General features: G+C 39.7%; 23 protein-coding genes. 20 read left to right on the top strand and 3 right to left on the bottom strand.

The window, feature by feature from the left end:
* Positions 1-3: 3 nt before the first annotated feature.
* From CLV51_RS21200 to CLV51_RS21160, 9 genes are all read left to right on the top strand, one after another.
* Positions 4-2190 (top strand): peptidase domain-containing ABC transporter, encoded by a 2187-nt coding sequence (locus CLV51_RS21200; protein ID WP_106530098.1) that lies wholly within the window; start codon positions 4-6, stop codon positions 2188-2190.
* A complete protein-coding gene (locus CLV51_RS21195) occupies positions 2190-3086 on the top strand; it encodes an HlyD family secretion protein (RefSeq protein WP_106530097.1) in 897 nt (298 codons plus the stop codon). Before CLV51_RS21200 ends, CLV51_RS21195 begins: the two co-directional genes overlap by 1 nt.
* A 203-nt stretch (positions 3087-3289) precedes the next feature.
* A complete protein-coding gene (locus CLV51_RS21190) occupies positions 3290-4561 on the top strand; it encodes a papain-like cysteine protease family protein (protein ID WP_106530096.1) in 1272 nt (423 codons plus the stop codon).
* 255 nt (positions 4562-4816) lie between these two features.
* The gene (locus CLV51_RS29805) at positions 4817-4942 is read left to right on the top strand and encodes a hypothetical protein (RefSeq protein WP_281261534.1); all 126 of its coding nucleotides are present in this window, start codon (positions 4817-4819) and stop codon (positions 4940-4942) included.
* A 100-nt stretch (positions 4943-5042) separates the two neighbouring features.
* Complete coding sequence (locus tag CLV51_RS21180) at positions 5043-5360, top strand: ArsR/SmtB family transcription factor (RefSeq protein ID WP_106530095.1); 318 nt, start codon at positions 5043-5045, stop codon at positions 5358-5360.
* Positions 5360-5863, top strand: a complete 504-nt coding sequence (locus CLV51_RS21175) for an SRPBCC family protein (protein ID WP_106530094.1) — start codon at positions 5360-5362, stop codon at positions 5861-5863. The genes CLV51_RS21180 and CLV51_RS21175 overlap by 1 nt, the downstream gene beginning before the upstream one ends.
* 4 nt (positions 5864-5867) lie before the next feature.
* Entirely contained in the window at positions 5868-6281 is a 414-nt protein-coding gene (locus tag CLV51_RS21170; protein WP_106530093.1) for an SRPBCC family protein, read from the top strand.
* Between the two features lie 492 nt (positions 6282-6773).
* Positions 6774-7541, top strand: coding sequence for a hypothetical protein (locus CLV51_RS21165; RefSeq protein ID WP_106530092.1), 768 nt, complete (start codon positions 6774-6776; stop codon positions 7539-7541).
* Between the two features lie 55 nt (positions 7542-7596).
* Entirely contained in the window at positions 7597-7821 is a 225-nt protein-coding gene (locus tag CLV51_RS21160; RefSeq protein ID WP_106530091.1) for a hypothetical protein, read from the top strand.
* Positions 7822-7895: 74 nt separating this feature from the next.
* Here the strand turns inward: CLV51_RS21160 and CLV51_RS21155 are convergent, their stop codons facing one another.
* A complete protein-coding gene (locus CLV51_RS21155) occupies positions 7896-8234 on the bottom strand; it encodes a helix-turn-helix domain-containing protein (protein WP_106530090.1) in 339 nt (112 codons plus the stop codon).
* Between the two features lie 248 nt (positions 8235-8482).
* Between CLV51_RS21155 and CLV51_RS21150 the strand changes: the two genes are divergently transcribed.
* From CLV51_RS21150 to CLV51_RS29865, 6 genes are all read left to right on the top strand, one after another.
* Positions 8483-8746, top strand: coding sequence for a SymE family type I addiction module toxin (locus tag CLV51_RS21150; RefSeq protein WP_158267091.1), 264 nt, complete (start codon positions 8483-8485; stop codon positions 8744-8746).
* A gap of 108 nt (positions 8747-8854) precedes the next feature.
* Positions 8855-9217: a hypothetical protein gene (locus CLV51_RS21145; protein ID WP_146151343.1), complete on the top strand. Its 363-nt coding sequence runs from the start codon at positions 8855-8857 to the stop codon at positions 9215-9217.
* 52 nt (positions 9218-9269) lie between these two features.
* A complete protein-coding gene (locus CLV51_RS21140; protein ID WP_106530087.1) occupies positions 9270-9740 on the top strand; it encodes a PIN domain-containing protein in 471 nt (156 codons plus the stop codon).
* Positions 9727-9888 carry a hypothetical protein gene (locus CLV51_RS29190; protein WP_158267090.1) on the top strand — a complete coding sequence of 54 codons (162 nt, stop codon included), beginning with the start codon at positions 9727-9729 and terminating at the stop codon, positions 9886-9888. Before CLV51_RS21140 ends, CLV51_RS29190 begins: the two co-directional genes overlap by 14 nt.
* Before the next feature lie 1122 nt (positions 9889-11010).
* Positions 11011-11871 (top strand): hypothetical protein, encoded by an 861-nt coding sequence (locus tag CLV51_RS21135; RefSeq protein ID WP_106530086.1) that lies wholly within the window; start codon positions 11011-11013, stop codon positions 11869-11871.
* 323 nt (positions 11872-12194) lie between these two features.
* On the top strand, positions 12195-12308 hold the full coding sequence (locus tag CLV51_RS29865) for a type II toxin-antitoxin system YoeB family toxin (protein ID WP_106530413.1): 114 nt from the start codon (positions 12195-12197) through the stop codon (positions 12306-12308).
* On the opposite strand, the gene CLV51_RS21125 is transcribed toward CLV51_RS29865, so the two are convergent.
* Complete coding sequence (locus CLV51_RS21125; protein WP_106530085.1) at positions 12283-13326, bottom strand: hypothetical protein; 1044 nt, start codon at positions 13324-13326, stop codon at positions 12283-12285. The genes CLV51_RS29865 and CLV51_RS21125 overlap by 26 nt on opposite strands.
* Positions 13327-14170: 844 nt before the next feature.
* Here CLV51_RS21125 and CLV51_RS21120 point away from each other — a divergent pair.
* Both CLV51_RS21120 and CLV51_RS21115 read left to right on the top strand, forming a co-directional pair.
* Entirely contained in the window at positions 14171-14755 is a 585-nt protein-coding gene (locus tag CLV51_RS21120) for a GNAT family N-acetyltransferase (protein WP_158267089.1), read from the top strand.
* Between the two features lie 23 nt (positions 14756-14778).
* Entirely contained in the window at positions 14779-16971 is a 2193-nt protein-coding gene (locus CLV51_RS21115) for an ATP-binding response regulator (protein WP_158267088.1), read from the top strand.
* On the opposite strand, the gene CLV51_RS21110 is transcribed toward CLV51_RS21115, so the two are convergent.
* Positions 16968-17777: an SDR family oxidoreductase gene (locus CLV51_RS21110; protein ID WP_106530082.1), complete on the bottom strand. Its 810-nt coding sequence runs from the start codon at positions 17775-17777 to the stop codon at positions 16968-16970. The genes CLV51_RS21115 and CLV51_RS21110 overlap by 4 nt on opposite strands.
* A gap of 1140 nt (positions 17778-18917) precedes the next feature.
* On the opposite strand from CLV51_RS21110, the gene CLV51_RS21105 reads away from it, so the two are divergent.
* From CLV51_RS21105 to CLV51_RS21095, 3 genes are all read left to right on the top strand, one after another.
* Positions 18918-20258 carry a coiled-coil domain-containing protein gene (locus CLV51_RS21105; RefSeq protein ID WP_146151342.1) on the top strand — a complete coding sequence of 447 codons (1341 nt, stop codon included), beginning with the start codon at positions 18918-18920 and terminating at the stop codon, positions 20256-20258.
* A 31-nt stretch (positions 20259-20289) separates the two neighbouring features.
* Positions 20290-21147 (top strand): hypothetical protein, encoded by an 858-nt coding sequence (locus tag CLV51_RS21100; RefSeq protein WP_146151341.1) that lies wholly within the window; start codon positions 20290-20292, stop codon positions 21145-21147.
* A 33-nt stretch (positions 21148-21180) separates the two neighbouring features.
* On the top strand, positions 21181-21671 hold a 491-nt coding region (locus CLV51_RS21095), incomplete at its 3' end, for a hypothetical protein (RefSeq protein ID WP_211302076.1).

Raw genomic sequence — 21671 nt, 5'->3', positions numbered from 1 at the left:
ATTATGAGATTTCCGTTTTACAAACAACATGACACCATGGACTGTGGCCCCACCTGCATCAGGATGATAGCCACGTATTATGGAAAGAACTTTCCGCTGCAAAAATTGAGGGAACTTTCCGACATGAGCAGGGAAGGCGTTTCCTTCCTCGGGCTCAGTAAGGCTGCTGAAGCCATTGGCCTGAAAACAAGGGCAGTAAGACTGGAAGCAGCCATGCTGGTGGCGGAAGTACCATTGCCCTGCATTATCCATTGGAAACAAAGCCATTTTGTAGTATTATATAAGATCAGTAAGGGCATCGCCTATATTGCCGATCCCGGTAAAGGACTGATAAAATACACCTGGCAGGAATTTTTGCAGGGATGGATGAACATGCAGGAACGCGATCAGTCAAAAGGTGTGGCACTATTGTTTGAAACAACCCCCGCCTTCTACAATGCACCCGAAGAGAAAAATAACGGTATCAGCTTCTCACTGATCTTTCAATATCTGAAAAAATATAAAAAACTACTTTTCCAACTGGTCATCGGGCTACTGGCAAGCAGTTTACTGCAACTGCTATTTCCCTTTCTTACCCAGGTAATAGTGGATGTTGGTCTTCATGAAAAAAGTATGCATTTTATTTACCTGATACTGTTTGCACAACTGTTCCTCTTTATAGGCAAAACTTCCATAGAAGTTATCAGAAGCTGGATATTACTGCACATCAGTACCAGGGTGAATATCTCTATCCTATCGGACTTCCTGATCAAATTAATGAAACTACCCCTCTCCTTTTTTGACACAAAAATGTTTGGAGATATTCTGCAAAGGATCAATGATCATCACAGGATTGAAAGATTTCTCACTTCCTCCACACTGAACCTCCTGTTTTCGTTTATGAACCTGCTGATATTTGCAGGAGTATTGCTTTTCTACAACGTTACCATCTTTATCATATTCATCGCAGGCAGTGCGCTCTACGTGGGCTGGGTAACACTTTTCCTGAAACGCAGGCGTTCACTGGATTACAAAGCCTTTGAACTCAATGCCCGCAATCAGAGCACTATTGTACAGCTGATAGGTGGTATGCAGGAAATAAAACTCAACAACTGTGAAGTGCAGAAAAGATGGGAATGGGAAAATATTCAGGCCAGCCTGTTCCGGTTTAATCTGCAGGGACTTAAACTTTCTCAGTATCAGCAAACAGGAGGCAATTTTATCAATGAAATGAAAAATATACTGATCACATTTTTTTCCGCAAGCCTGGTACTTTCCGGTGATATAACCCTTGGTACCATGCTGGCAATCCAGTATATCATCGGACAACTCAATAATCCTATTGAACAATTTGTTGAGTTTATGACCTCCGTACAGGATGCCCGCATCAGCATAGAGCGGATGAACGAAATCCATCAGTTTAAAAACGAAGAAGAAGAAAATAAGATCCCCCACGATGAAGTATTAACTGCAGATAATTCCATCAAAATAAATCACCTCTCATTCAGATATCCCGGAGTAGAAAACAATATCCTGAAAGATATTTCTATGGAGATACCCGAAAACAAGATCACTGCTATTGTTGGTACCAGTGGCAGTGGCAAAACTACACTCATCAAACTATTGCTGAAATTTTATCAAACCAGCCCGGAAGAGGTAACTGTAAATACTACTTCCCTGGAAAACATCCGCCACTCCAGCTGGCGCAGCAATTGCGGTGCAGTGTTGCAGGACGGATTTATTTTTTCAGATACCATTGCCAGCAATATTGCCGTAGGCGAAGAAGTGCCCGATAAGGAAAAATTATTATATGCCGCCGGAACAGCCAATATACTTTCTTTCATACAGTCGTTGCCGTTAGGCTTCAGTACTAAAATAGGAGCAGAAGGAAATGGTATCAGCCAGGGACAAAAACAGCGTATCCTCATAGCCAGAGCCATCTATAAAAATCCCAGGTACCTGTTTTTTGACGAAGCTACCAATGCACTGGATGCCAACAATGAAAAGATCATCATGGAAAACCTCCATGAGTTCTTTAAAGGCAGAACAGTAGTGGTAGTGGCACATCGGCTCAGCACTGTTAAGCATGCGGACCAGATCATCGTTATTAATCAGGGTAAGATTGTAGAACGCGGTACACACACTATTCTTTGCGAACAAAAAGGGCAGTACTACGAATTAGTAAAAAATCAACTTGAACTTGGTAACTAATGGAAACAAATAACATACAATATAACGTCCGGAGTGAGGAAATGCAGGAAATTATCAGCAATATCCCCTCCTGGATCGTCAGAACAGGAAGCTGCCTCATTTTTATCATACTATGCGTCGTCATCAGCTGGAGCACCTTTACGGTGCTCCCTTCAACACGCAGCAGTAAAGTACAAATACTCACCAATCCGGGTATCAGCAGGATCCTGGCAGACAGCAGCAATAACGCTTTTTATTACCTTATTGCCAGCCATACCATGGTAACCATGGCGCAACCCATTATATTCAAAGGCTCAGCGAAAGAATATAATACTGCAAAACAACTGCTGCTGATGATGCAGGAATTATCCGGAACAGATCAGCACCTGTCACCTGAAAAGCTCAGTAAACTGAATGCCGGCCTGGAGCAGGTTGGTCAACAGCAGATAAATTTAACGGCTACCGGCTATTCCGGTGGCATCAGGCAATTGAAAAGTAGTTATAGTAAACTGCATCAATGGCTCAACAAAAAACTCATTGCTGCCCCCGTCAGCGGACAAATATTCTTCAACGATCTTCAAACCGGCAGGGAACTCGCCTATATCATTCCTGAAAAAGCAGTGTATTATGGACTGTTATACCTTACACAGGACAATATTACAGCTATCAACATCGGACAGGATGTTACAATCAGACTGGACGGCTACCAGGAATCCATTTATGGTACATTACAAGGTAAAATAGTTGCCATATCCGACGTTCCTGCTGACAACAATCTGTACCTGGCCAAAGTAGCCCTGTTTCCCAATAAACATAACACCGGTGAAAAAATGATAGGCCTGCACCCGGGCGCGGCCGGCAATGCAGAAATTATCACAGGCAGAGAGAGTATGTTTGCAAGAGCATTTTTCAAATGAAACTGACCTAAAATAAATGATAGCTGTTATAATCACTATTGTCTGAGAAAATTTTATCTTTAACCCCGACGATACTGTATTAAGTATTCAATTATCATGATGCCAGGATTCATCGCCTGCAACACGAAATGAATTTTATTACTGTTATGAAGATGATCATTTTAAATTAGTATTGTCCGGTTATCCTATTATCGCCCCTTTTTATGGAACATAGACATCATCAACCCACCAGATCCCGTCAGCCCACCAGTTCTGCCGTAGCCAATAATACAGGATCCACAGGTATTTCCATGCCGGCCGTAGTGCAGGCGCAGAAAATAGAAAAGAACCTCTCCGGCGCAAATATAATACAGAGGGTAGTCGATAAAGAACAACAGGGAATAATAATAAAATTGCTGGGGGTATTTCACATCGTAATAAACACGGAAATCAGTGATGCTTTGGCAATCCTCTTCCATGCAGAAAATACAACGCTCGCTTTTATGAATTTCATCAGTAACCTTCATGAAATAGTAGGAAACGAGATGTTTGGAAAAGAAGCGCCTTATGGAATGCACCACTATGTCAGTCATGTTGCAGCGTTTTATACCGCCGCACAGGCAATCATCGGTGGATTGCCGGAAGAAGAAGAGGAAGAGGATAATGCATACATGGATGAAATTGATTATGATACAACAGGAAACAATGAGGGTAAAGAGGAGATGCCTCCTGCTCCTGCTCCTACTCATGCGCCTGCAGTGATGCCCATGGAGCAACAGATTCCTGATGGTGATTATACTATAACAGCAATCAATGAGGAAGAAGAGGAGATCACAGTAGCAGGGCTACCACACCCGATAAACCTGAGTGAATTCTTTCATATAGGATTGTTTAGGGTACATGATGTTGTTCACCTTACTTTCGATGAGGAAAATCAGGTTGATGACATGCCTGTTGTAAATACAAATGCGATAACAGTTGGTCATGTACCGGCCGGAGTCAGGAGAGAACTGGCAATACCGCTACTTCAACAGAGCACAGGTAGTTCCTGTTGGGCTGCTGTAAGTGCAGCCATTCATAATTATTACTTTTCCAATGATTGGAATGAGGAAACGGTTGCAGCAGCAACAGGCAAGTCTTTGGAAGAGGGAAATGAAGTTGCAACAACGCTTACGGCAATCGGAATTACTGCAACACATACTAATAATATAATTCCGTTTGATCGCGTTATGGCGGAAATAAATGCGGGCAGACCCATTGTTGCATCTATGTCATTAGGCGGTACCGGGCACGGAACGATCATAGGAGGATACATACATGACGCAGTGTCTCCGCTTGATAGTTCTTTGAAAATATTTGATCCTCAATTTGGATCTTTCTATTGGGTTCCTTACAGATTTTTCGCGTTGGGAAGTATCCGGTTAAAAGCAAATGTCTTTAGTACAGCCGTGCCCACAAACGGAGGTTGGATGCATACCATAACAACCAGCAGATGATAATACCAACATGTTACTGGCTTTTTGTTCTTAGCAGTAATTTTTATTTTGCCCTGTTTGCCTTCTGTATTTCTTCATCTGTTGGCCTCATATTCCTGCCACCGAGGGTAGGCAGCACGAGTTGTGAAAATTATTTTAATTCAATTCTATCTCTAAAATCCTTGACTACTTGACAGTTTTTTGAAATTAATTTGATAAACCGAATGGTTGCGCGTATATTTGCAACCGATTGGTTTACTAAATAAAATAACAATTATGAAAAGTAAAATTCTTTTTGTTTTATCCCTGCTGGCCAGCCTAATGTTTATAAATGCGGGTTTGGATAAATTTTTCCACTGTATACCGATGCCTAAGGAAATGCCTGAAAAAATAAGGAAATAATTTAGTTGTTACAGCGCCTGATTCCCGTAATTCAAGCCGGTATATATTCACTGTGAATTGGCCCGATTAGCAACAATCAACAAATCAAAATGATACTTCAGTGAGAAGAGATATTTTTCAAGCCATTGCCGACCCGACACGAAGGGCTATCATCGCTTTAATTGCCTTACAGGCAATGACACCCAGTGCTATTGCAGATCATTTTGACATGACACGGCAGGCAATTTCAAAACATATGAGAATTTTAACTGAATGCGAACTGGTGAAACAGGAATACCAGGGCCGCGAAATATATTATCAACTTGAAATTGACAAAATAAAAGAGATAGATAAATGGCTGGAACAATTCAGGAAGATTTGGGAAAGCCGCTTCGAAAAACTCGATCAACTTTTAGCAACAATAAAAAAGAAGAAATAATGAAACACCATTTGCAGTTCGACTTCATTGCAGATAAGAAAAAAAACACGCTGACAATCAGGCGTGAGCTTTTAGCAGACCGGCAACTGGTTTGGGATTGTTACACAAAAAGTGAATTGCTTGACCAGTGGTTTGCGCCCGCCCCGTTGACCACAAAGACGAAATCAATGGAATTTCGCGAAGGAGGCCACTGGCATTATGCAATGGTAGAACCCAACGGAACGGAATATTGGGGTTATACTGAGTACCTGAAAATCAAGCCAATTGACTATTACACATCTTTAGATGCTTTCAGTAATGCAGCAGGTGAAATAAATAAAGACCTGCCCAGTGCAGAGTGGCTTGTAACTTTTACTGACAAGGGAGAAAATGCTTTGGTAACAACCATCGTTACCTATAAATCTCTTTCAGACCTGGAAAAAGTTATTCAAATGGGTATGGAACAGGGGATGATAGCAACACTGGAAAAACTTGATAAATTATTATTAACCTTGAAAAAGTAAAAAAATGAGCAACAAAATTACTGTTACCGCTACTATAAATGCAGATACAAAAGAAGTGTGGGACTATTATACAAATCCTGAACATATTACAAAATGGAACTTCGCAGACCCTTCCTGGCATTGTCCTTCTGCATCAAATGATATGCGGGTAGGCGGAAAATATTCGGCAAGAATGGAAGCCAAAGATGGAAGTTTTGGCTTTGACTTCGATGCTATTTACGATGAAATTATTGACGATGAAAAGTTCACTTATACAATGCCGGACGGCAGGCAAGTAACCGTTGTTTTCGGGAAAAATGGCAACCAAACTGAGGTTAATGTTACGTTTGACCCGGAAAAAGAAAATCCTACAGAAATGCAAAAAGCAGGTTGGCAAGTAATACTTGACAACTTTAAAAAATATGCAGAAACAAACTAACGGACGGAAGAAAAAACATTGCTAAAAAAATTGTACAGGCCGGCCGATTGAAAATCAAAAGACTTATGAATGTAAAAGTTCGTAAGTCTTTTGATTTTTTTTGAAGAACTGACATCATTTATAGATTCTTCCTGAAAATTTCTTGTCTCATTCAGCTCCGGCGAATAATTCAGACAAATCTCCGAAAAAATTGCTCATATCATAAGTGTCCATACCTATTTTGGCGCTAACGCTGCCAATGTGGATTTAAGTAAAATCTATGTTTGAGTGATTGAACTTTTTAATATTCCTGATGTCTTTTGCATAAATCACTATGCGATTAGGTATTAATGTGCGCTAAATCGGCATAATCGGAATGGAAATTTTGTTGAGATAAAATGCCGGCTTAGTTTGGTGTGGTTAAATGAAAATTTACTACATCCTGCGCAGATGTGAGCCTAACGGGCCTGGCTATGTGAAAGCCCTTTTCGTTCTCAAAAAAATTGTTTTCAAATGGCAAAACAAAATGGAATTATCCCACTGAAAGGGACTATCGGCAACATTACTTTTTATAAATCTAAAGCCGGTCACCTGGCCCGCGGGAAAGGTGGTATAGATGGAAGTCGTATTGCTAATGATGCCGCCTTTGTCCGTACGCGGGAAAATGGGGCGGAGTTTGGCCGGGCTGGTAAAGCCGGTAAACTGTTAAGGGCTGCTTTCCGGGCTATGCTGTTAAATACCAGTGATAGTTACATGACGTCCCGGCTAACCCGTGATATGTTGAAGGTAATTCAAGCCGATGCTAAGAGTGTTCGTGGTCAGCGCAATGTTATCGATGGTGAAGCTGAGCTTTTGAATGGGTTTGAGTTCAATATCAATGCACGGCTGGCTAGTACGCTGTTTGCACCTTTCATCGCGGCGATTGACAGGGCGACGGGAATTCTCAAAGTAGATATTCCGGTCTTCATACCTATTAACATGGTAGCGGCACCAGGTGGTGCCACCCATTTTAAAATTATGTCCGCCGGTGCTGAGATTGATTTCGAGGCAGAAACCTTCGTCAATAGCAATGCGAGCAGTGCAGCGTTACCAATTGATGCAGCCCCGACAGCTGTTCTCAGTTTGTCTACTAATGTAACAGCAAACAGCACTAAACCGCTGTTTCTCGCTTTGGGTGTAGCGTTCTTCCAACAGGTAAACGGGGCGCTGTATAGTCTTAAAAATGGCGCTTACAATGCCCTGGCATTGGTGTCCATTTCGGGCTTGCCAGCAGCACCGTAATAAAGGCTAGCTGCATCAATTAAACAAGTATTCACTAACAGTTTAAAAAGAGCGTATGAAATTAACTGAACGTTTTATTGCTTCTACGCCATCATTTTTCAGTAAGGCCCGGAATATTGGGTTGTTACTTACAGCCATCAGCGGAGCTTTACTTGGTATGCCGGTAGTGCCGATAACTGTGGCAAAAATAGCGGGTTACCTGGCGGTCGCTGGTACCGTGATGGCTGGCGTTAGTCAGTTTGCGGTAGAAAGTGATAAGAGTAAAACCGCAACGAAATAGTGCATCCGGCCAAAGGTGTGGTTACCTTGCGGATTGTTTGGTGTAAAGGCTTTCGCTAAATGCGAGAGCTTTTTTTATCCAATTAGGGATTGCAATTTTGATTTTGTCAGAAAGGCATCAACAACCGCCAGGACATGTACTTTGTCTTCTGGTAGTAACTGGTCAAAGTGTTGCAATTGATTTGCTTCTTCGTCAGTAATTGGTCCCTTTTCCGTGGTTATTCCGTTAACCAGGTAGTCAATGGATACGTTCAACGCTTTCGCAATTTTGGCGGCTACGTCAATCGATGGTGTAATAAAATCTCTCTCATACTTGCTTACAATATTCCCACTGGTGCCGATTAAAGTCCCCAGTTCAGATTGGTTAATATTTTTCTGTTTACGCATTATTGTTACACGCTGTCCGAATGTCATATTTTCTTTTTTTGATTGGGTTAATTCAAATCAATTGAAGTAAAATTTTAAACTACCCTAAATCTATGAAGAAGCTGGAATATTACAATTACATTATTATTAATACCAATATAAATATTGTACTGATAGGTAAGAAAACAGATCAAATAAATGACAATATTTATACTTAAATGTACAAAAAAGTACTTTTAATGCTTGTTTTATATTGTAATTATAAGTACATTTATGTATCAATAAATACAATTAATATGAAAAACCAACACAAAACAAGACACTTAACAGTAAACTACATTCATCAGGAACGAACTTATGAATGTAAGCAGGTACCGTCAATTTCTTTAGCTGGGATATGGGTTCAAAATGCCGGTTTTAAAATTGGTGATAAAGTAATGGTTGACGTAGAGGAAAACCGGATTGTTATTAGCAGATTGAAACCGGATCCATCTGAAACAACACCTGAAAAAGCAAATGGTAAAATGAAAATGCGTGAAATACGCAATGCTCTAATATAACGTGTCCCCTCTTTATTGTTAACCCTGACAACCGGGCGCCTGCGGGCGGGCGGCATCTATGATCTTTCCGCCCGCGGGGATCGGGTTGTTAACCAAACCATCTTTTTAATGAAAAAATTCCGCACCAGCGAACAAAAGATGTTCGCTGAAAACCTTGCAAAATTATTTCCTCCGGCACCTTTATCAGATAATGAACTGCATGATACCTATACGAGGTTATGCAATTTTCCATTATACATTAAAGAGTATCTGCGCCGGGAACTGGGCTGGACAGAATCCCAATTTTCACAACTGGTACTGCCTACGCTTGGCGGCAGGAATATGAGGCCAACAGATGAAGAAATACAGAAGGTTCGTATAATTATTAAAACGCAGCTCTCCTACCTGCTGCGATACCTGGATATTTCACCGAGCCTCGTATATGCGCTGAATAACAGTAACAGCACTGAAATACTGGCATCCAGTCACTAAGCACCTCCTGCTTAGTTTTTAACCCCTTCTTCTCATTTTTTAATTGTTATTCATGTTGAATGTTTATACTGACACCTCCGTGATCGGAGGCTGTTTCGATATTGAATTCAAAGAATTCAGCAACGCATTATTTGAAGAATTTAAAAGTGGAATAAAGCACCTGGTTATATCTGATCTGGTAATATTGGAACTAAAACAGGCCCGCGAAGAAGTGACCTTAAAACTGGATGAAGTACCACACAGTTTTAAAGCAGAACATAAAAACACACCAGAAGCCGTAGACCTGGCAGAGGCATATATTGCGGGTGGCGCGCTAAGTAATAAGAGTTTTAATGACGCATTACATATTGCCATTGCTACGCTGAGCAAAGCGGAAGTTTTGGCCAGCTGGAATTTTAAGCATATTGTTAATTTAAACCGTATAAAATTGTATAATTCCATTAACTTACAGATGGGTTATCCAATCATTGAAATCAGAACACCACAAGAAATTTTAAAGCCTAACGACCATGAAAAAAGCTAAAAAATATGATGCGGTTGCTGAGGTCCGTAAGATTCGGGAAAAGTTGAGTGTTAAATACTGGAAACACCCTGAATTGCTATTTCGTGACCTGAAGGCTGCCAGTGACAGCTACCACAGCGAGGCGAAAGCCCGTGCTGCTCACGGATAAAATCTTTTATAGGCGTACTACAGCCTGATAATTAACTAATCATTTTTATAACATTGCTGCCAGCGTTATCCGCCTGTTTTATCCAGGCTGATAACGTGCGGGCTGTTATTTGGAGGGACCGCTACCAGGAGGCGACCAGTTATTGGGCTATCAGTCAGAACAATTAAAAATTACGGTTGGATCAAACGCGTTAACGTCCGGGGGAATAGATGATGCGTTACAACAGCTGAGGTTATGATCTACCGCTGATCAAAGTGATACTGCTGAGCCTATGTTCTATCGATGCCCGCATCATCTGTTCTCACGGACGCCGCGCGATAGTACAATGTCGACCAGGGTACTGATGCTGGTGTTCGCGCGCCTGATTCCCCGCTGGTCGCTTAATCAGAGACTATCGTTCAGTGCTATAATCTCCCGCTCAATAGAATTACTGTCGCCCCGCCGCGCCTTCGACCTTTGTCTAGCCGGGAGCGCCAGCGGACGGCAAAATCAAAAATGCAAGGCCGGGGTGGCTGGCGGGCATAAAGACGACCACATTTAAAAGCAAACCTTAACCAAACCGGGAGTTACCCGAACGGAGGCCTAGTGCCCTTTTTGCCGACTGAGGCCGTAGTGAGACCTTTTTCTCTGCTAGGGCTTTATAAGCAAGCATTGATTATTCAGTGTCGCATGATTAACAAAGAAGCTAGTGGTAAAATGGTCATCCCTCAAGCAGAGGTCCAAATCCAGTTTTTATCATCTTCTGGAATGTAATTCAGACTTGCAATTGACGCAAATCACCTCGAAATTTCCACTTTTCGAAACTTTAGATTACCTTTTGCTACAACAGGCTTTCTACCGGTTTTTCACTTACCATAGCACCCGGAAAAAAGGTTGAAGATAATAATTATTTATTTGATAATTACAACTTAACCGGCATGGTCCAGCCGGAAGATTGCAAAACCGAAAAAATCTATCTTAAGCCCAACGACAGAAGCGTTTATGAATATGACCAGATGCCTTCGCTGGGTTTAACGGCACTGCAAATTACTATCCATGCAAATAATAATAGCTGAATTTGATACTTAAACCAAAATAACATTGCTCCTCTCCGTTGGTCACTTGCAATAAAAAATCTGCACCATGAAAAAAAATTTTCTATTACTTACAATAGCTATCTTATTAGTTGGTTGTGTAACTTCAAAGCAGTCCATATTACCCAAAACATTAGAGCATGAAATTAATGTTGAATCAAATGGTTATCAGCCTTTAGACCCTTTACCAGTTTATGAAGTTGTACTTAATGCTGCTGGGGACACTATTGGGAAAGGCCCCAAAATAGGCCAAATACCTAAGGTTGAAAATATAAAAATCATGGCGACATTACCTGATGAAACCATGCGCCTCGCAATTGGACAGGTAAATAAAACAGGGAGTATTTCATTCGGGGCAACGAGTATTGGTTACAAGGACAGTAATTACATTATAGTTTTAGACTATATTAAATTTGATACTAAATCTTTAACAGCATTAATAAAACAGGATGATACTGGGAATATTACTGACTTTAAATCTATAACAACAAACAAACCGGATACACTTCAAATGCCTTTTAGAATAATTCCCGTGTATGTTGGGGTTGGTTTGCGGTTTACTGCAACAATTCATGTACTGGATGGAAATGTCAACTTAAGCAATCTTTTTGGTTTAGGATTAGCTGCGGAATCAAATAAAATTAACGGCACATTGGTTATTCAAACGTTAGGAATCAGCGGTCAAAATATTTCTACATTAATCCCGATGCCAAGCCAATTGAATACAACAACAATTCAAAATGCTATTATGGCATTAGCTGCTATAAAAGCTAAGATATATGAAGCAGATGCCGAAATACATCCAAGAATTATAGGCTTTTATAATAATTTTGGCGGTGGTCAAAAAACAATAAATAGACTCATTTCAAGTGTTTTATCAGGATCTGTTACGCACGTTGTAAGAATGTAATTAATTAATCTTCTTTGAGTAACAATTCCCAATAATTTTTCTTTTAAAATGCCAGTACCTTTAGCCGTTTTCATAGTTCCTAGAAAGGGAAGCTAAAAACAGGTCCCCCGCTATTTCCAGGATAAATATTGCAATCAATTAGGAATTTTTTACTTTCAATCTTGTGAGAAGGCAGCCACGCTCTTCTTTAAAGTATAGACATAGATCCCTTTTCATTCTATACCCAAATAGAATCTTTAGTTGCGAGGTCCATACAGCCATGCCCAGCTGGTCCACCTACTTTTGCAACTTTCTTTTCTGTTGTATTGTAAACGGATCGAAGAATCCTGAAAAAGATTAATGAATTATTAAAAGACACAATGCGACAGCCATTTGAAGGCTTGGGGAAACCTAAAGTGCTTAATAAAAATATTATCGCTCAAAAATTTGAGCATTGAAAGTCACGCCAATATTGGGATGGAATCCTCCCATGCTTTCAGGCAACTTTTTAGGATCTGTTACCACCCATCTACAATCTGAAAAAATTTGAAAATAATTGTATTGGAACGCTATTTTAAAGCCCCAACAACTAATCGAATTACTCAAATCCTTAACGTCCTGTGCTTTGAATAGGTATTTGTAGTCCTTTTCACTTTGAGAGGGAACATTTATATTGGCATAGTACCCAGTGAGCGCAAGGGAAATTTTATCATTACCATCAATCAGCAAATATTGAAGGGTACAACCTACTGTTAAGTTGATAGTATAGAAATTTCTTGTAGAATCTGTATTCCTACCTTTGATGTTCTTATAGGAGAATTCCAGCAGGGGAGAGCATAAGTAAATGTCTTCTCCTTCTGACCAATTTAATTTAATGCCATATGTGCCATTAATATAGAAGGAGTTTTGTCCAACATCTGAAAACAAAAATGTACTTGCCAACAAGCTATCGGAATTACTTGCATTTATATTGTAAGCGAAGTTTAGCGTTAAAAATTGGTTGTCATGCTTAAGAGGGCGTATAAAACCACTCAGTTTACCTGAAGCGTTTAAGTTGTTAAAGGTTGAAGTGTTGGTATTCCCAATTCCATAAAGGCCAAAGGTAGACAGGCTCTTAATATGAAGCGAGTCTTTCGCCTGAGTATTCAAGTTGGATATTTTTTCAACTTCCAATTGAAGTCTTGTATTTTCGCCAGTTATTTTTTCCTTTTCTTTTTTCAAAATAGAATCCGTCTTTTGTTCATTACTTATGGAATCGGCGGCTGCTTTCTCATTGAGTGATAGCTGATTTACTGCGTTCCGGTATGCATTATAGAAGTTGAGCGATTCTTCATTTTCCTTTATTTTTTGCTTTAAATCCAGCATCTTCTTTTGGGAAACATCCGGTCTTGTTTTAAGGTTTAGGTTCATTGAGGTTTGGCCAAGAGCCAATAGTGGCAAAATCATCGCCATCAAAATGATACAGTGCTTAATCATACGACTAGATTTAGTTAGGTAAGGAAATTATTTTGAGAAGCCTATTTTTGGCGTTTGAAACAGAATTTTGGAGCTTATCGAATTAGGGGTACCAGAAAAAGGATATTTAAAGGTATTATTTTTTCGAATAGTCCAGTAGTGATTTTTCGATTCATACGAGAAATTCCTGCTTTGAATAAAATGAATGGTGTTTTTGAAAATGAATGGAATGATTGATTAAGGAATGCAAAGCAGAATATGGGAATTGCTCCTATCGAGTCAAAATTAGATTATGAAATTATGGGGCTGGTTGGAGGTTTACATTCTATGAGTTCTAATAAAGTCATATAGTTAACGTTTTTGGGAAATTAACAGATGGTGCAATGTTTAGTCTTTAATGTATGTGTCATTCGATGATTTTAATGTTTCCTGCCTCTATCCTATCTCTTTGTATAATAATGTTTTCTACGATCTAAGTCAAAAAGGCTTGGAACAAACGGCATTTTTGTAAAATCAATAACGTATAATAGCGTACGATAGAATGACCAGGATTTATTCCAGGGTATTGGATAGTGTATTATGCCTTATTGAAGTAAATAATAAACTTGCACACATTCCAAATTTATTGCAACCCAATTGTTCATTAAATTCGTGCAGAAATTTAGGCCTGCCACATTTCCAAATCAACAATTTAGCCATAGATTAATTCTGGTTTGCCAGGTAAAATTTAATTCTACAGGCTGATCACACTTTCCTTTCACTCTTAATGGCAGATTGCCATTTGCTTTATTTTTATCCTTATCTTGTAATTGATAAAATAATTATCCATGAACCCCAATACCCTCCTAATAAAATAGTTGAACCCATGATAAAAGCGGATTATACCGATCGATCACTTGTAATAGAAATTCTTACTAAGGCTTATGATAAAAATGAAACGATCAATGAAACGATCATGCAGGATAAAAACAGGAACGCCAGGCTTCATAAACTAATGAAATATTCATTTTTCTTGTGTAAGCAATTTGGCAAAGTTTATTTATCCGATGACAAACAGGCCGTGGCTTTGATACTCTTTCCGGAAAAGAAAAGGACCACTTTAAAGACTATAGGCTGGGACATACAGTTCCTGTTTACGATCAGTGGATTTTCAAAATCTCTTAAGGCGCTTTCCAGGGAAAATGCTGTCAGAAAAGCGCATCCAACAGGGCCTATTTATCATTTATGGTACCTGGCCACTGATCCTTTACATGCAGGAAAGGGTATTGGTGGAGCTTTAATGAAAGACCTTATTGGCGATGCCGAGGCAAAAAATCGAATCCTTTGTGTGGAATCCAGGATGGAGCAAAATACCAGCTGGTATCAAAAGTTGGGATTTTCTATTTATAAGGAGCTGATACATGAGGACAGGAAATGGTCTTGCATGAAAATAGCACCCGGAAAAGAATAGGCGCAACCTTAAAAGAGTACCCCATGATCCATTTACCCATTTCTGTTAATCTGGTAATTCTGGTCCTTATCATTCTTGAAATTGCCATATTCGTTCATCAATCCATATTATATTTTGCAAGGCCCCATGAAAAGGGCAGGTTATGGCATACCCTATTAATAGGATTATTAATCCTGTATAATTTTGATGAAACACTCTTCATGTTACCTGATCCCCATATTCCCCTTCCCTATATAACCCAGGGGATCATTTCAGAAAGTACCGGCTATTTTGTAACAGCATACATTCCTTTTTATGCTTATAAAACGATGAACTTTAAAGGAGACCGTACCGGCTTCCACGGCTGGTATGGATGGTTGTTCGTACTGATCCCGACGCTAACTTTTTTCTTTATATACTATCCAATATCTGAAAATTTACTCTTAACCAGGAGGTACGTGTTTATCATTCCTGGATTGTATGCTATTACAGCATTATATGCCACCGGTAAATGGATCTTTATGGAATACAAAGAGGACAACAATCGTATCATCACCCGTGAGCGTCTATATATTTTCCTGGCCATAATATTCTGGTGTACCCAACCCCTGGTCGGAGCCTTTGCTGGTGCCCCTAAATGGATAGTAGGTCTATTTAGCAATGTTTTTTTCTTAGTATTGAATGCCTTCTTCATGCGGCAATTAGTAAGGAAATCCAGGAGAGAATATAATCTGTTGCAGGAATCCAACAGGACGCTCTCAGAAAAAGTAAGGGAGCGGACAGCCCAACTGGAAGCTTCCAATGAACAAAGAACCAATACATTCGTAAACCTGGTGCATGAAACCAAAACACCCATCACGTTAATCAATAATTATTTAGAAGAATATATTGCCAAATATGGGCACAAGAAGGAATTGACAATCGTAAAAAACAGTATCGACAAATTAAACAGGAATATCAGTAATCTGTTTGAGCTGGAAAGATATAATAAAGGTTTTATTATCTATGATCATGCACAGTTGACGGATTTCAGCCAGGTACTTTCTGATAACCTTATTTTATTTAAGTCGTATTGTAATAAAAAAAATCTGGTATTACTAGCGGAAATAGAAGAAGATGTATGGATCAAAGCGGATCCTGATGCCATCAATGCGATAGTGATCAATGTGATTGAAAATGCCATCAAGTTTACGTGTTCCCCCGGAAAAATCAGGGTTACATTAGCAACAGATGGTACCGGGATCTATTTCATTGTGAAAGATAATGGAATTGGTATCCATGAAGGGTTACGTGTCAAAATATTTGAACCCTATTACCAGATTAATTCATTGAAAGGAGGCTTTCAGGGAATGGGCCTTGGCTTACCCATTGTAAAGAAAACAGTGGATGACCTTAAAGGTCAGATCAGTACGGACAATAACCCGGATGAGGAGCATGGTACCATAATGACAATAGTATTGAATAGGTATATTCCGGGCGAAAAGGAGGATAGTTTAAGTACATACTCTGTTCCTAATTACTCAGGGCTGGAAATAGAAATAACGGAACTAATTGACACTGATTACAATGATCAATTAAAAACCATCCTGATCATTGAAGATAACAGGGCAATGATCCATTATCTTTTTTCTAAACTTGTTGATACCTATAATGTTGTGCTGGCGTTGAATGGAACCGAAGCCCTTGCCAAATTAAAAAGCTATGCCGCATATCCGGATTTGATTGTTTCAGATGTGATGATGGATAAAATGGACGGATTCAAATTTGCATCGGTACTCTCAGAAATTCCCGAATGGCGACATATCCCATTTATTTTCCTTACTGCTAAGTCGACCCCTGGTGACAAGTTAATTGGATTAGAGCTGGGTGCTGTTGACTATATACAAAAGCCATTTTCAACGATTGAACTATTGCAGAAGGTTTCCTCCATTTTGGAAAATAGAGATCATCAAAAAACGACTATGATCAATACCATGATACATGCCCTTAATAAAATGGGGTCCCGGGATAAAATGCAGGAGGATATTGTGTCCAAAAGGGTACAAAATCATAAAATATTCAATTTGTCTGGTCGGGAAATTGAGATCATACAATTAGTCCGGCAAGGGATCACCTATAAACAGATCGCAGAAAACCTGTGTTTAAGTGAAAAAACGATCGATAAACACATCCAAAATATTTTTTTGAAAATAAAAGTTACCAATAAAACGCAATTGCTCCTTAAACTGGATACCTAGTATATCTCAAAGTGTTTCCGGATCATCTTATCATAAATATGATCCGGGAGCAATTTTTTAAGGACTACTGACAGTTTTTCTAAAGGTTTCCCTATCCTATAGCATCGTTTCACTCTTTTGCTTTCAATGATCTTTTCTACTGCAGGTCCTAACATAGCAGGAGATAATCCAAGACTTACACTATCCTTAATTATCCGGTGGCATCTTTCCCAGCTTCCTTTATAGGCATCTCCTTTAAGGAGTGTGACCATTCGGTTGTCGTTTATCTCCGTATTAAAACCACCGGGTTGTATATAGCAGGCTTGTACACCAAAGGAAGCCAGTTCTGCTCGTAATGCTTCTGTGATCCGGTCCAAGCTGGCCTTACTGGCGCTATAGGCGGCTCTATAAGGCAATCCGTTTTCTGAAGCTATAGAGCTAATATTAATAATAAGGCCGGATTTTTGGCTCCTCATCTGCGGTAATACCGCCTGGATGCTACGTAAGGCTCCCAAAACATTTACATCCATGACCTTTGCAACATCACTAAGGGATAAATATTCCGAGGGACCAATAAGTCCTAATCCTGCATTATTGATCAAAACATCTATGTGTCCCTGCTCCTGGATTATAGCCCCTACTGCCGTTTCAATACTGGCTTCCTGGGCAACATCCATTTGAAGCGTGTGAAAGGGGTATTTATCCCCCTGGATACTTCGGGATGCTCCGTACACTATATAGCCATTGGTCCATAAGTAAGAAGCGACCGCTAATCCCAGGCCGCTGGAAGCACCTGTTATGAGAACCACCTTTTTTGATTGATGCATAATTAATTTACAATTTGGGCATGGATAATATAGCAGATCATCCGGGCCTTTTAAAATCGAATATATTACAATAAAATAAAAGATCAACCCATTCCCACTTATAAAATGCCAGGCCCCTTCTAAAAATAGGGCTTTCCCCCTACCAAATTACGGTCAATCCCTTATTGACAAAAAAGAAAAGAAAGCTCAATTTAGTAGGAGAAAACCATTGGCATCCGAAATTCAAAAAAATCTTACCGGTATGTTGCTTTATTGTAGCCCGATTATTTTATATGGATCCATAAATGAAACATGTTTGTTGGCATGAAGAAAAATTCTCCCCCTAGATCCAAGAAATTGATTGGGCTGATATCAGCTTATGCTGGGTTTGGGAATATTCTGCCATTCTTATCTTAAACCAGCAGAAATGGGGAGAGGGATTTTCGGGGGAGATCTTATTAATTTGTATTGAAAAAATAATAAAGGAGTTTATGATGGTATTATTTAGTAGTACCGTGTTTATACGCATCTGTTTCTGTTTTTATACGCATTTACAATCGGTTTACAATCTGACAGGAAAATAACGATACCTTAGCTTTAGTTTGTTTTACAAAGGCCTCAAACAAATCACAAATCAATTTTAATAGTTTATTTTCTGGTATTATTTTTTCCGAAAAGCTAAATGGATTCCTATTAGCCAGGGACCTGTTATATTCTGTGTTGTGCCTTTGGAAGCTATTAGAATAACAAGAATCCAGGCCATTCAACCATTTTCCAGAATCAGGATACACCTGGTATCCACTATCATATCTGAAAAGTAAAATTTCTTAATTGGCAGAAAGAAGCCAGGAAGAAAAAATCATCCACTAATATTTAGCGGAAAGTTATTTTATCTGGATGCAGTAAAACCCCAAATTAGCTATGATGGCAGCATATCAGTTGACCAAGATTTAGCATAAGCAAAAATCGAATCAAATACTCCATTTAGAATTCATAGATAAATAGATCGGCATTTTCTGCATGTAATAATTGTGGAATTTAGACAGGCTCAGTTTCCCCTTTTACCCTGAAGTTATTGATCGTATGAAATCTCTTTATTTACTTGTATTTTTTCACTTGCTGCTACTATTCGATGTTCATGCGCAAGATAGTGCAGCTGCTATGATTAGAAAAATCCCGGTCAAATATCTCTCCCAGGTTAAAAAGAAATCAGAAAAGTTAGAGAAGCAGGTCACCAAAAGAACGGATAAGGTGCTGCTTCGTTTTATGAAAGAAGAAGAACAGCTGAAAAATAAATTGGCACGTATTGATTCCCTCAAAGCACAGCACCTTTTCGTTAATTCCATTGACTCTTTAGGTAACATGAAGTCCCGCATGCAAGGTAAGCTGGGCAAGCTGTCCAGGCCTTTACAGACAGGCGCCCCTTACCTGGACAGCCTTCAAAATTCACTTGCTTTCTTAAAACAATCCAAAAATTTATTGAATCAATCAAAAGGAGTTACTGATAAATTAAATGGTTCGCTTCAGTCGGTGGAGCAGTTGAAAGATAAGCTACAACAAGCGGAGGAGATCAAAGCATATATACGGGAACGGAAACAATTACTGAATGAACAGCTAAAACAATACACCGGTTTCTCCAAAGATCTGCAGAAAATGAATAAGGAAGCTTATTACTATGCTCAGCAACTGAAAGAATATAAAGAGGTATTTAAAGATAAGAAGAAAGCGGAGCAGAAAGCAATGGAGCTGATTAAGAAAGTCCCTGCCTTTAATGATTTTATGCAACAACATTCTCAACTGGCCAGCTTATTTAATATACAGGGTGCTGCAGCTTCCGCTCAAAGCCTGGAAGGATTACAAACACGTAGTCAGGTAGAACAACTTATACAGCAACGCATTGGTACCGGTCCTAATGCTGGTGCAGCAGTGAGTCAGCAAATGTCGGAAGCCTGTGGTAAGATGGATGAGTTGAAAAGTAAGTTCCCCGATCTCGATAATGCCGGAGAGATGCCCAACTTTAAGCCTGATGCCATGAAGACAAAACGTTTTCTGCAACGGCTGGAGTTTGGGAGTAATATCCAGTTTCAGCGTAGTAATAAATTTTTCCCTACCACCGGAGACCTGGCAGGACAGGTAGCTTATAAATTCCACAAAAACGGGAGTACCGGGTTGGGGCTCTCCTACAAGCTGGGCATGGGAACAGGTTTCGATAATGTTCGGTTTTCTAATCAGGGTGTAGGTATACGCTCTTTTATAGACTGGAAGCTGAAGGGCACCTTTTTTCTTAACGGCGGTTATGAACAAAACTATCAGCCCAATTATGTAACGCTACCGAATGGAGGTGGACAACAGTGGACGCAGAGCGGGTTGATAGGGGTCAGTAAAAAGTATAAAATCAATAGTAAGATGAAAGGCAGTATCATTTTGCTGTTTGATTTTTTATACAATGAGCATATACCGAGAACAGATCCTATAAAGCTAAGGACGGGCTATACTTTTTGATAATTAAAAAATTAAAAACCTATAAATAGTTATGAAGAGAAAAATCTTACAATTAATCCCTGTTTTCTTCTGCATGTTTACCTCTTCCACCATAGCGCAGAATATAGTGTTTGATACTTTGACAGCAAGGGTGGGTGGCAATAAAAGTATTATATGGACCACTTCTACCTTTGGAACTGGTTTTGGTCATAAGATTTATTCATATGACCCGGGGGGAAGGACCGATCTCCGGATTGCCGCAAGGAATAATTCGGCTACCTGGACGGATGTGATGAACATCACTTCTTTGGGTAATGTGGGAATAGGAACAACTTCTCCTTCGGCAGGTCTGCATGTGACACAGGTGAGCATCTTGCCAAACGGGGACAGGGCTGCAGCAATATTAGGCAATGCCTATAATGACTGGACCTATTTTGGTGGAAATGCCGGCGGGAAGATCAGAGGCAGCAATGAGGGATACCTGGTGCTGGAAACCAATCCGGGTTCGAATAATGCGATGTTCATTAACTCCGTTTCTTCCGGGAATATTCTAATGGTAAACGGTGGCGGAAATGTAGGCATAGGAACAAACACCACCAACGGATATAAGTTAGCAGTGAATGGTATTATAGGAGCGCGCCGGGTTAAAGTAGAACAGATTACCTGGGCTGATTTCGTATTTCAATCAAATTATGAATTGCCTTCTTTACAATACGTAGAAAACTTTATTCAGAAGAATAATCACTTACCAGATATTCCTTCTGCACAACAAGTAAAAGAGGATGGATTAGATCTGGGAGAGATGAATAAACAGTTGTTACAGAAAGTTGAAGAGCTGACACTCTATATCATAGAACTGAATAAGAGGATGGCGTTGCAGGAGAAGAAGATGGACGCACTGACAAAATAAAAAAGCAATCAAAAAACTATTAAAACAGATCGTATGCGGGTGAAATTTCTTGCAACAACCTTGATACTTATAATAATCACCACTTTTTGTTTTGCCCAGTATCAACAAAACTTACCCAAAGCAAGGCCCATACCACCTAATGCGGCGTCTATGTTTAAAGTACTGGAACGACCTATAGGTACTTTTACAGGTACCATCCCAATTAGTTTTCCTCTTTGTACCATTTCCAGTGGCCCCCTATCTGCCAATGTCACGCTTAACTACAACAGCACGGGCGGGATAAAGGTAGAAGAGCTGTCCAGCTGTGTGGGATTAGGCTTTAGCCTGGCAGACGGCGCTGGCCGCATCACGCAGATGGTGAGAGGAAAACCGGATGATATGAACATGGGAATGCTGAATAACCCTTATGCCAAACCATCTACATTCAGCACATCGAATACAAATCATCTCTATGCTTTAAGTCATGACTTCCTGGACCTGGAGCCTGATACCTACCTCTATAATTTTAACGGGCGAAGCGGCAA

The sequence above is a fragment of the Chitinophaga niastensis genome (assembly GCF_003014755.1).
Classification (GTDB): domain Bacteria; phylum Bacteroidota; class Bacteroidia; order Chitinophagales; family Chitinophagaceae; genus Chitinophaga; species Chitinophaga niastensis.
Note: the sequence above shows the minus strand (reverse complement) of the source record. Positions and strands in the feature narration are given on the sequence as shown.

Bases quoted from the DNA above. Each gene is read 5' to 3' on its own strand.
- CLV51_RS21145 (WP_146151343.1), top strand. From the start codon at position 8,855: ATGAAAAAATTCCGCACCAGCGAACAAAAGATGTTCGCTGAAAACCTT.
- CLV51_RS21120 (WP_158267089.1), top strand. From the start codon at position 14,171: ATGATAAAAGCGGATTATACCGATCGATCACTTGTAATAGAAATTCTT.
- CLV51_RS21100 (WP_146151341.1), top strand. From the start codon at position 20,290: ATGAAGAGAAAAATCTTACAATTAATCCCTGTTTTCTTCTGCATGTTT.
- CLV51_RS29805 (WP_281261534.1), top strand. From the start codon at position 4,817: ATGAAAAGTAAAATTCTTTTTGTTTTATCCCTGCTGGCCAGCCTAATG.
- CLV51_RS21200 (WP_106530098.1), top strand. From the start codon at position 4: ATGAGATTTCCGTTTTACAAACAACATGACACCATGGACTGTGGCCCC.
- CLV51_RS21115 (WP_158267088.1), top strand. From the start codon at position 14,779: ATGATCCATTTACCCATTTCTGTTAATCTGGTAATTCTGGTCCTTATC.
- CLV51_RS21140 (WP_106530087.1), top strand. From the start codon at position 9,270: ATGTTGAATGTTTATACTGACACCTCCGTGATCGGAGGCTGTTTCGAT.
- CLV51_RS21160 (WP_106530091.1), top strand. From the start codon at position 7,597: ATGAAATTAACTGAACGTTTTATTGCTTCTACGCCATCATTTTTCAGT.
- CLV51_RS21135 (WP_106530086.1), top strand. From the start codon at position 11,011: ATGAAAAAAAATTTTCTATTACTTACAATAGCTATCTTATTAGTTGGT.
- CLV51_RS21195 (WP_106530097.1), top strand. From the start codon at position 2,190: ATGGAAACAAATAACATACAATATAACGTCCGGAGTGAGGAAATGCAG.
- CLV51_RS21150 (WP_158267091.1), top strand. From the start codon at position 8,483: ATGAAAAACCAACACAAAACAAGACACTTAACAGTAAACTACATTCAT.
- CLV51_RS21190 (WP_106530096.1), top strand. From the start codon at position 3,290: ATGGAACATAGACATCATCAACCCACCAGATCCCGTCAGCCCACCAGT.
- CLV51_RS21155 (WP_106530090.1), bottom strand. From the start codon at position 8,234: ATGACATTCGGACAGCGTGTAACAATAATGCGTAAACAGAAAAATATT.
- CLV51_RS21175 (WP_106530094.1), top strand. From the start codon at position 5,360: ATGAAACACCATTTGCAGTTCGACTTCATTGCAGATAAGAAAAAAAAC.
- CLV51_RS29190 (WP_158267090.1), top strand. From the start codon at position 9,727: ATGAAAAAAGCTAAAAAATATGATGCGGTTGCTGAGGTCCGTAAGATT.
- CLV51_RS21105 (WP_146151342.1), top strand. From the start codon at position 18,918: ATGATTAGAAAAATCCCGGTCAAATATCTCTCCCAGGTTAAAAAGAAA.
- CLV51_RS21125 (WP_106530085.1), bottom strand. From the start codon at position 13,326: ATGATTAAGCACTGTATCATTTTGATGGCGATGATTTTGCCACTATTG.
- CLV51_RS21170 (WP_106530093.1), top strand. From the start codon at position 5,868: ATGAGCAACAAAATTACTGTTACCGCTACTATAAATGCAGATACAAAA.
- CLV51_RS21165 (WP_106530092.1), top strand. From the start codon at position 6,774: ATGGCAAAACAAAATGGAATTATCCCACTGAAAGGGACTATCGGCAAC.
- CLV51_RS21110 (WP_106530082.1), bottom strand. From the start codon at position 17,777: ATGCATCAATCAAAAAAGGTGGTTCTCATAACAGGTGCTTCCAGCGGC.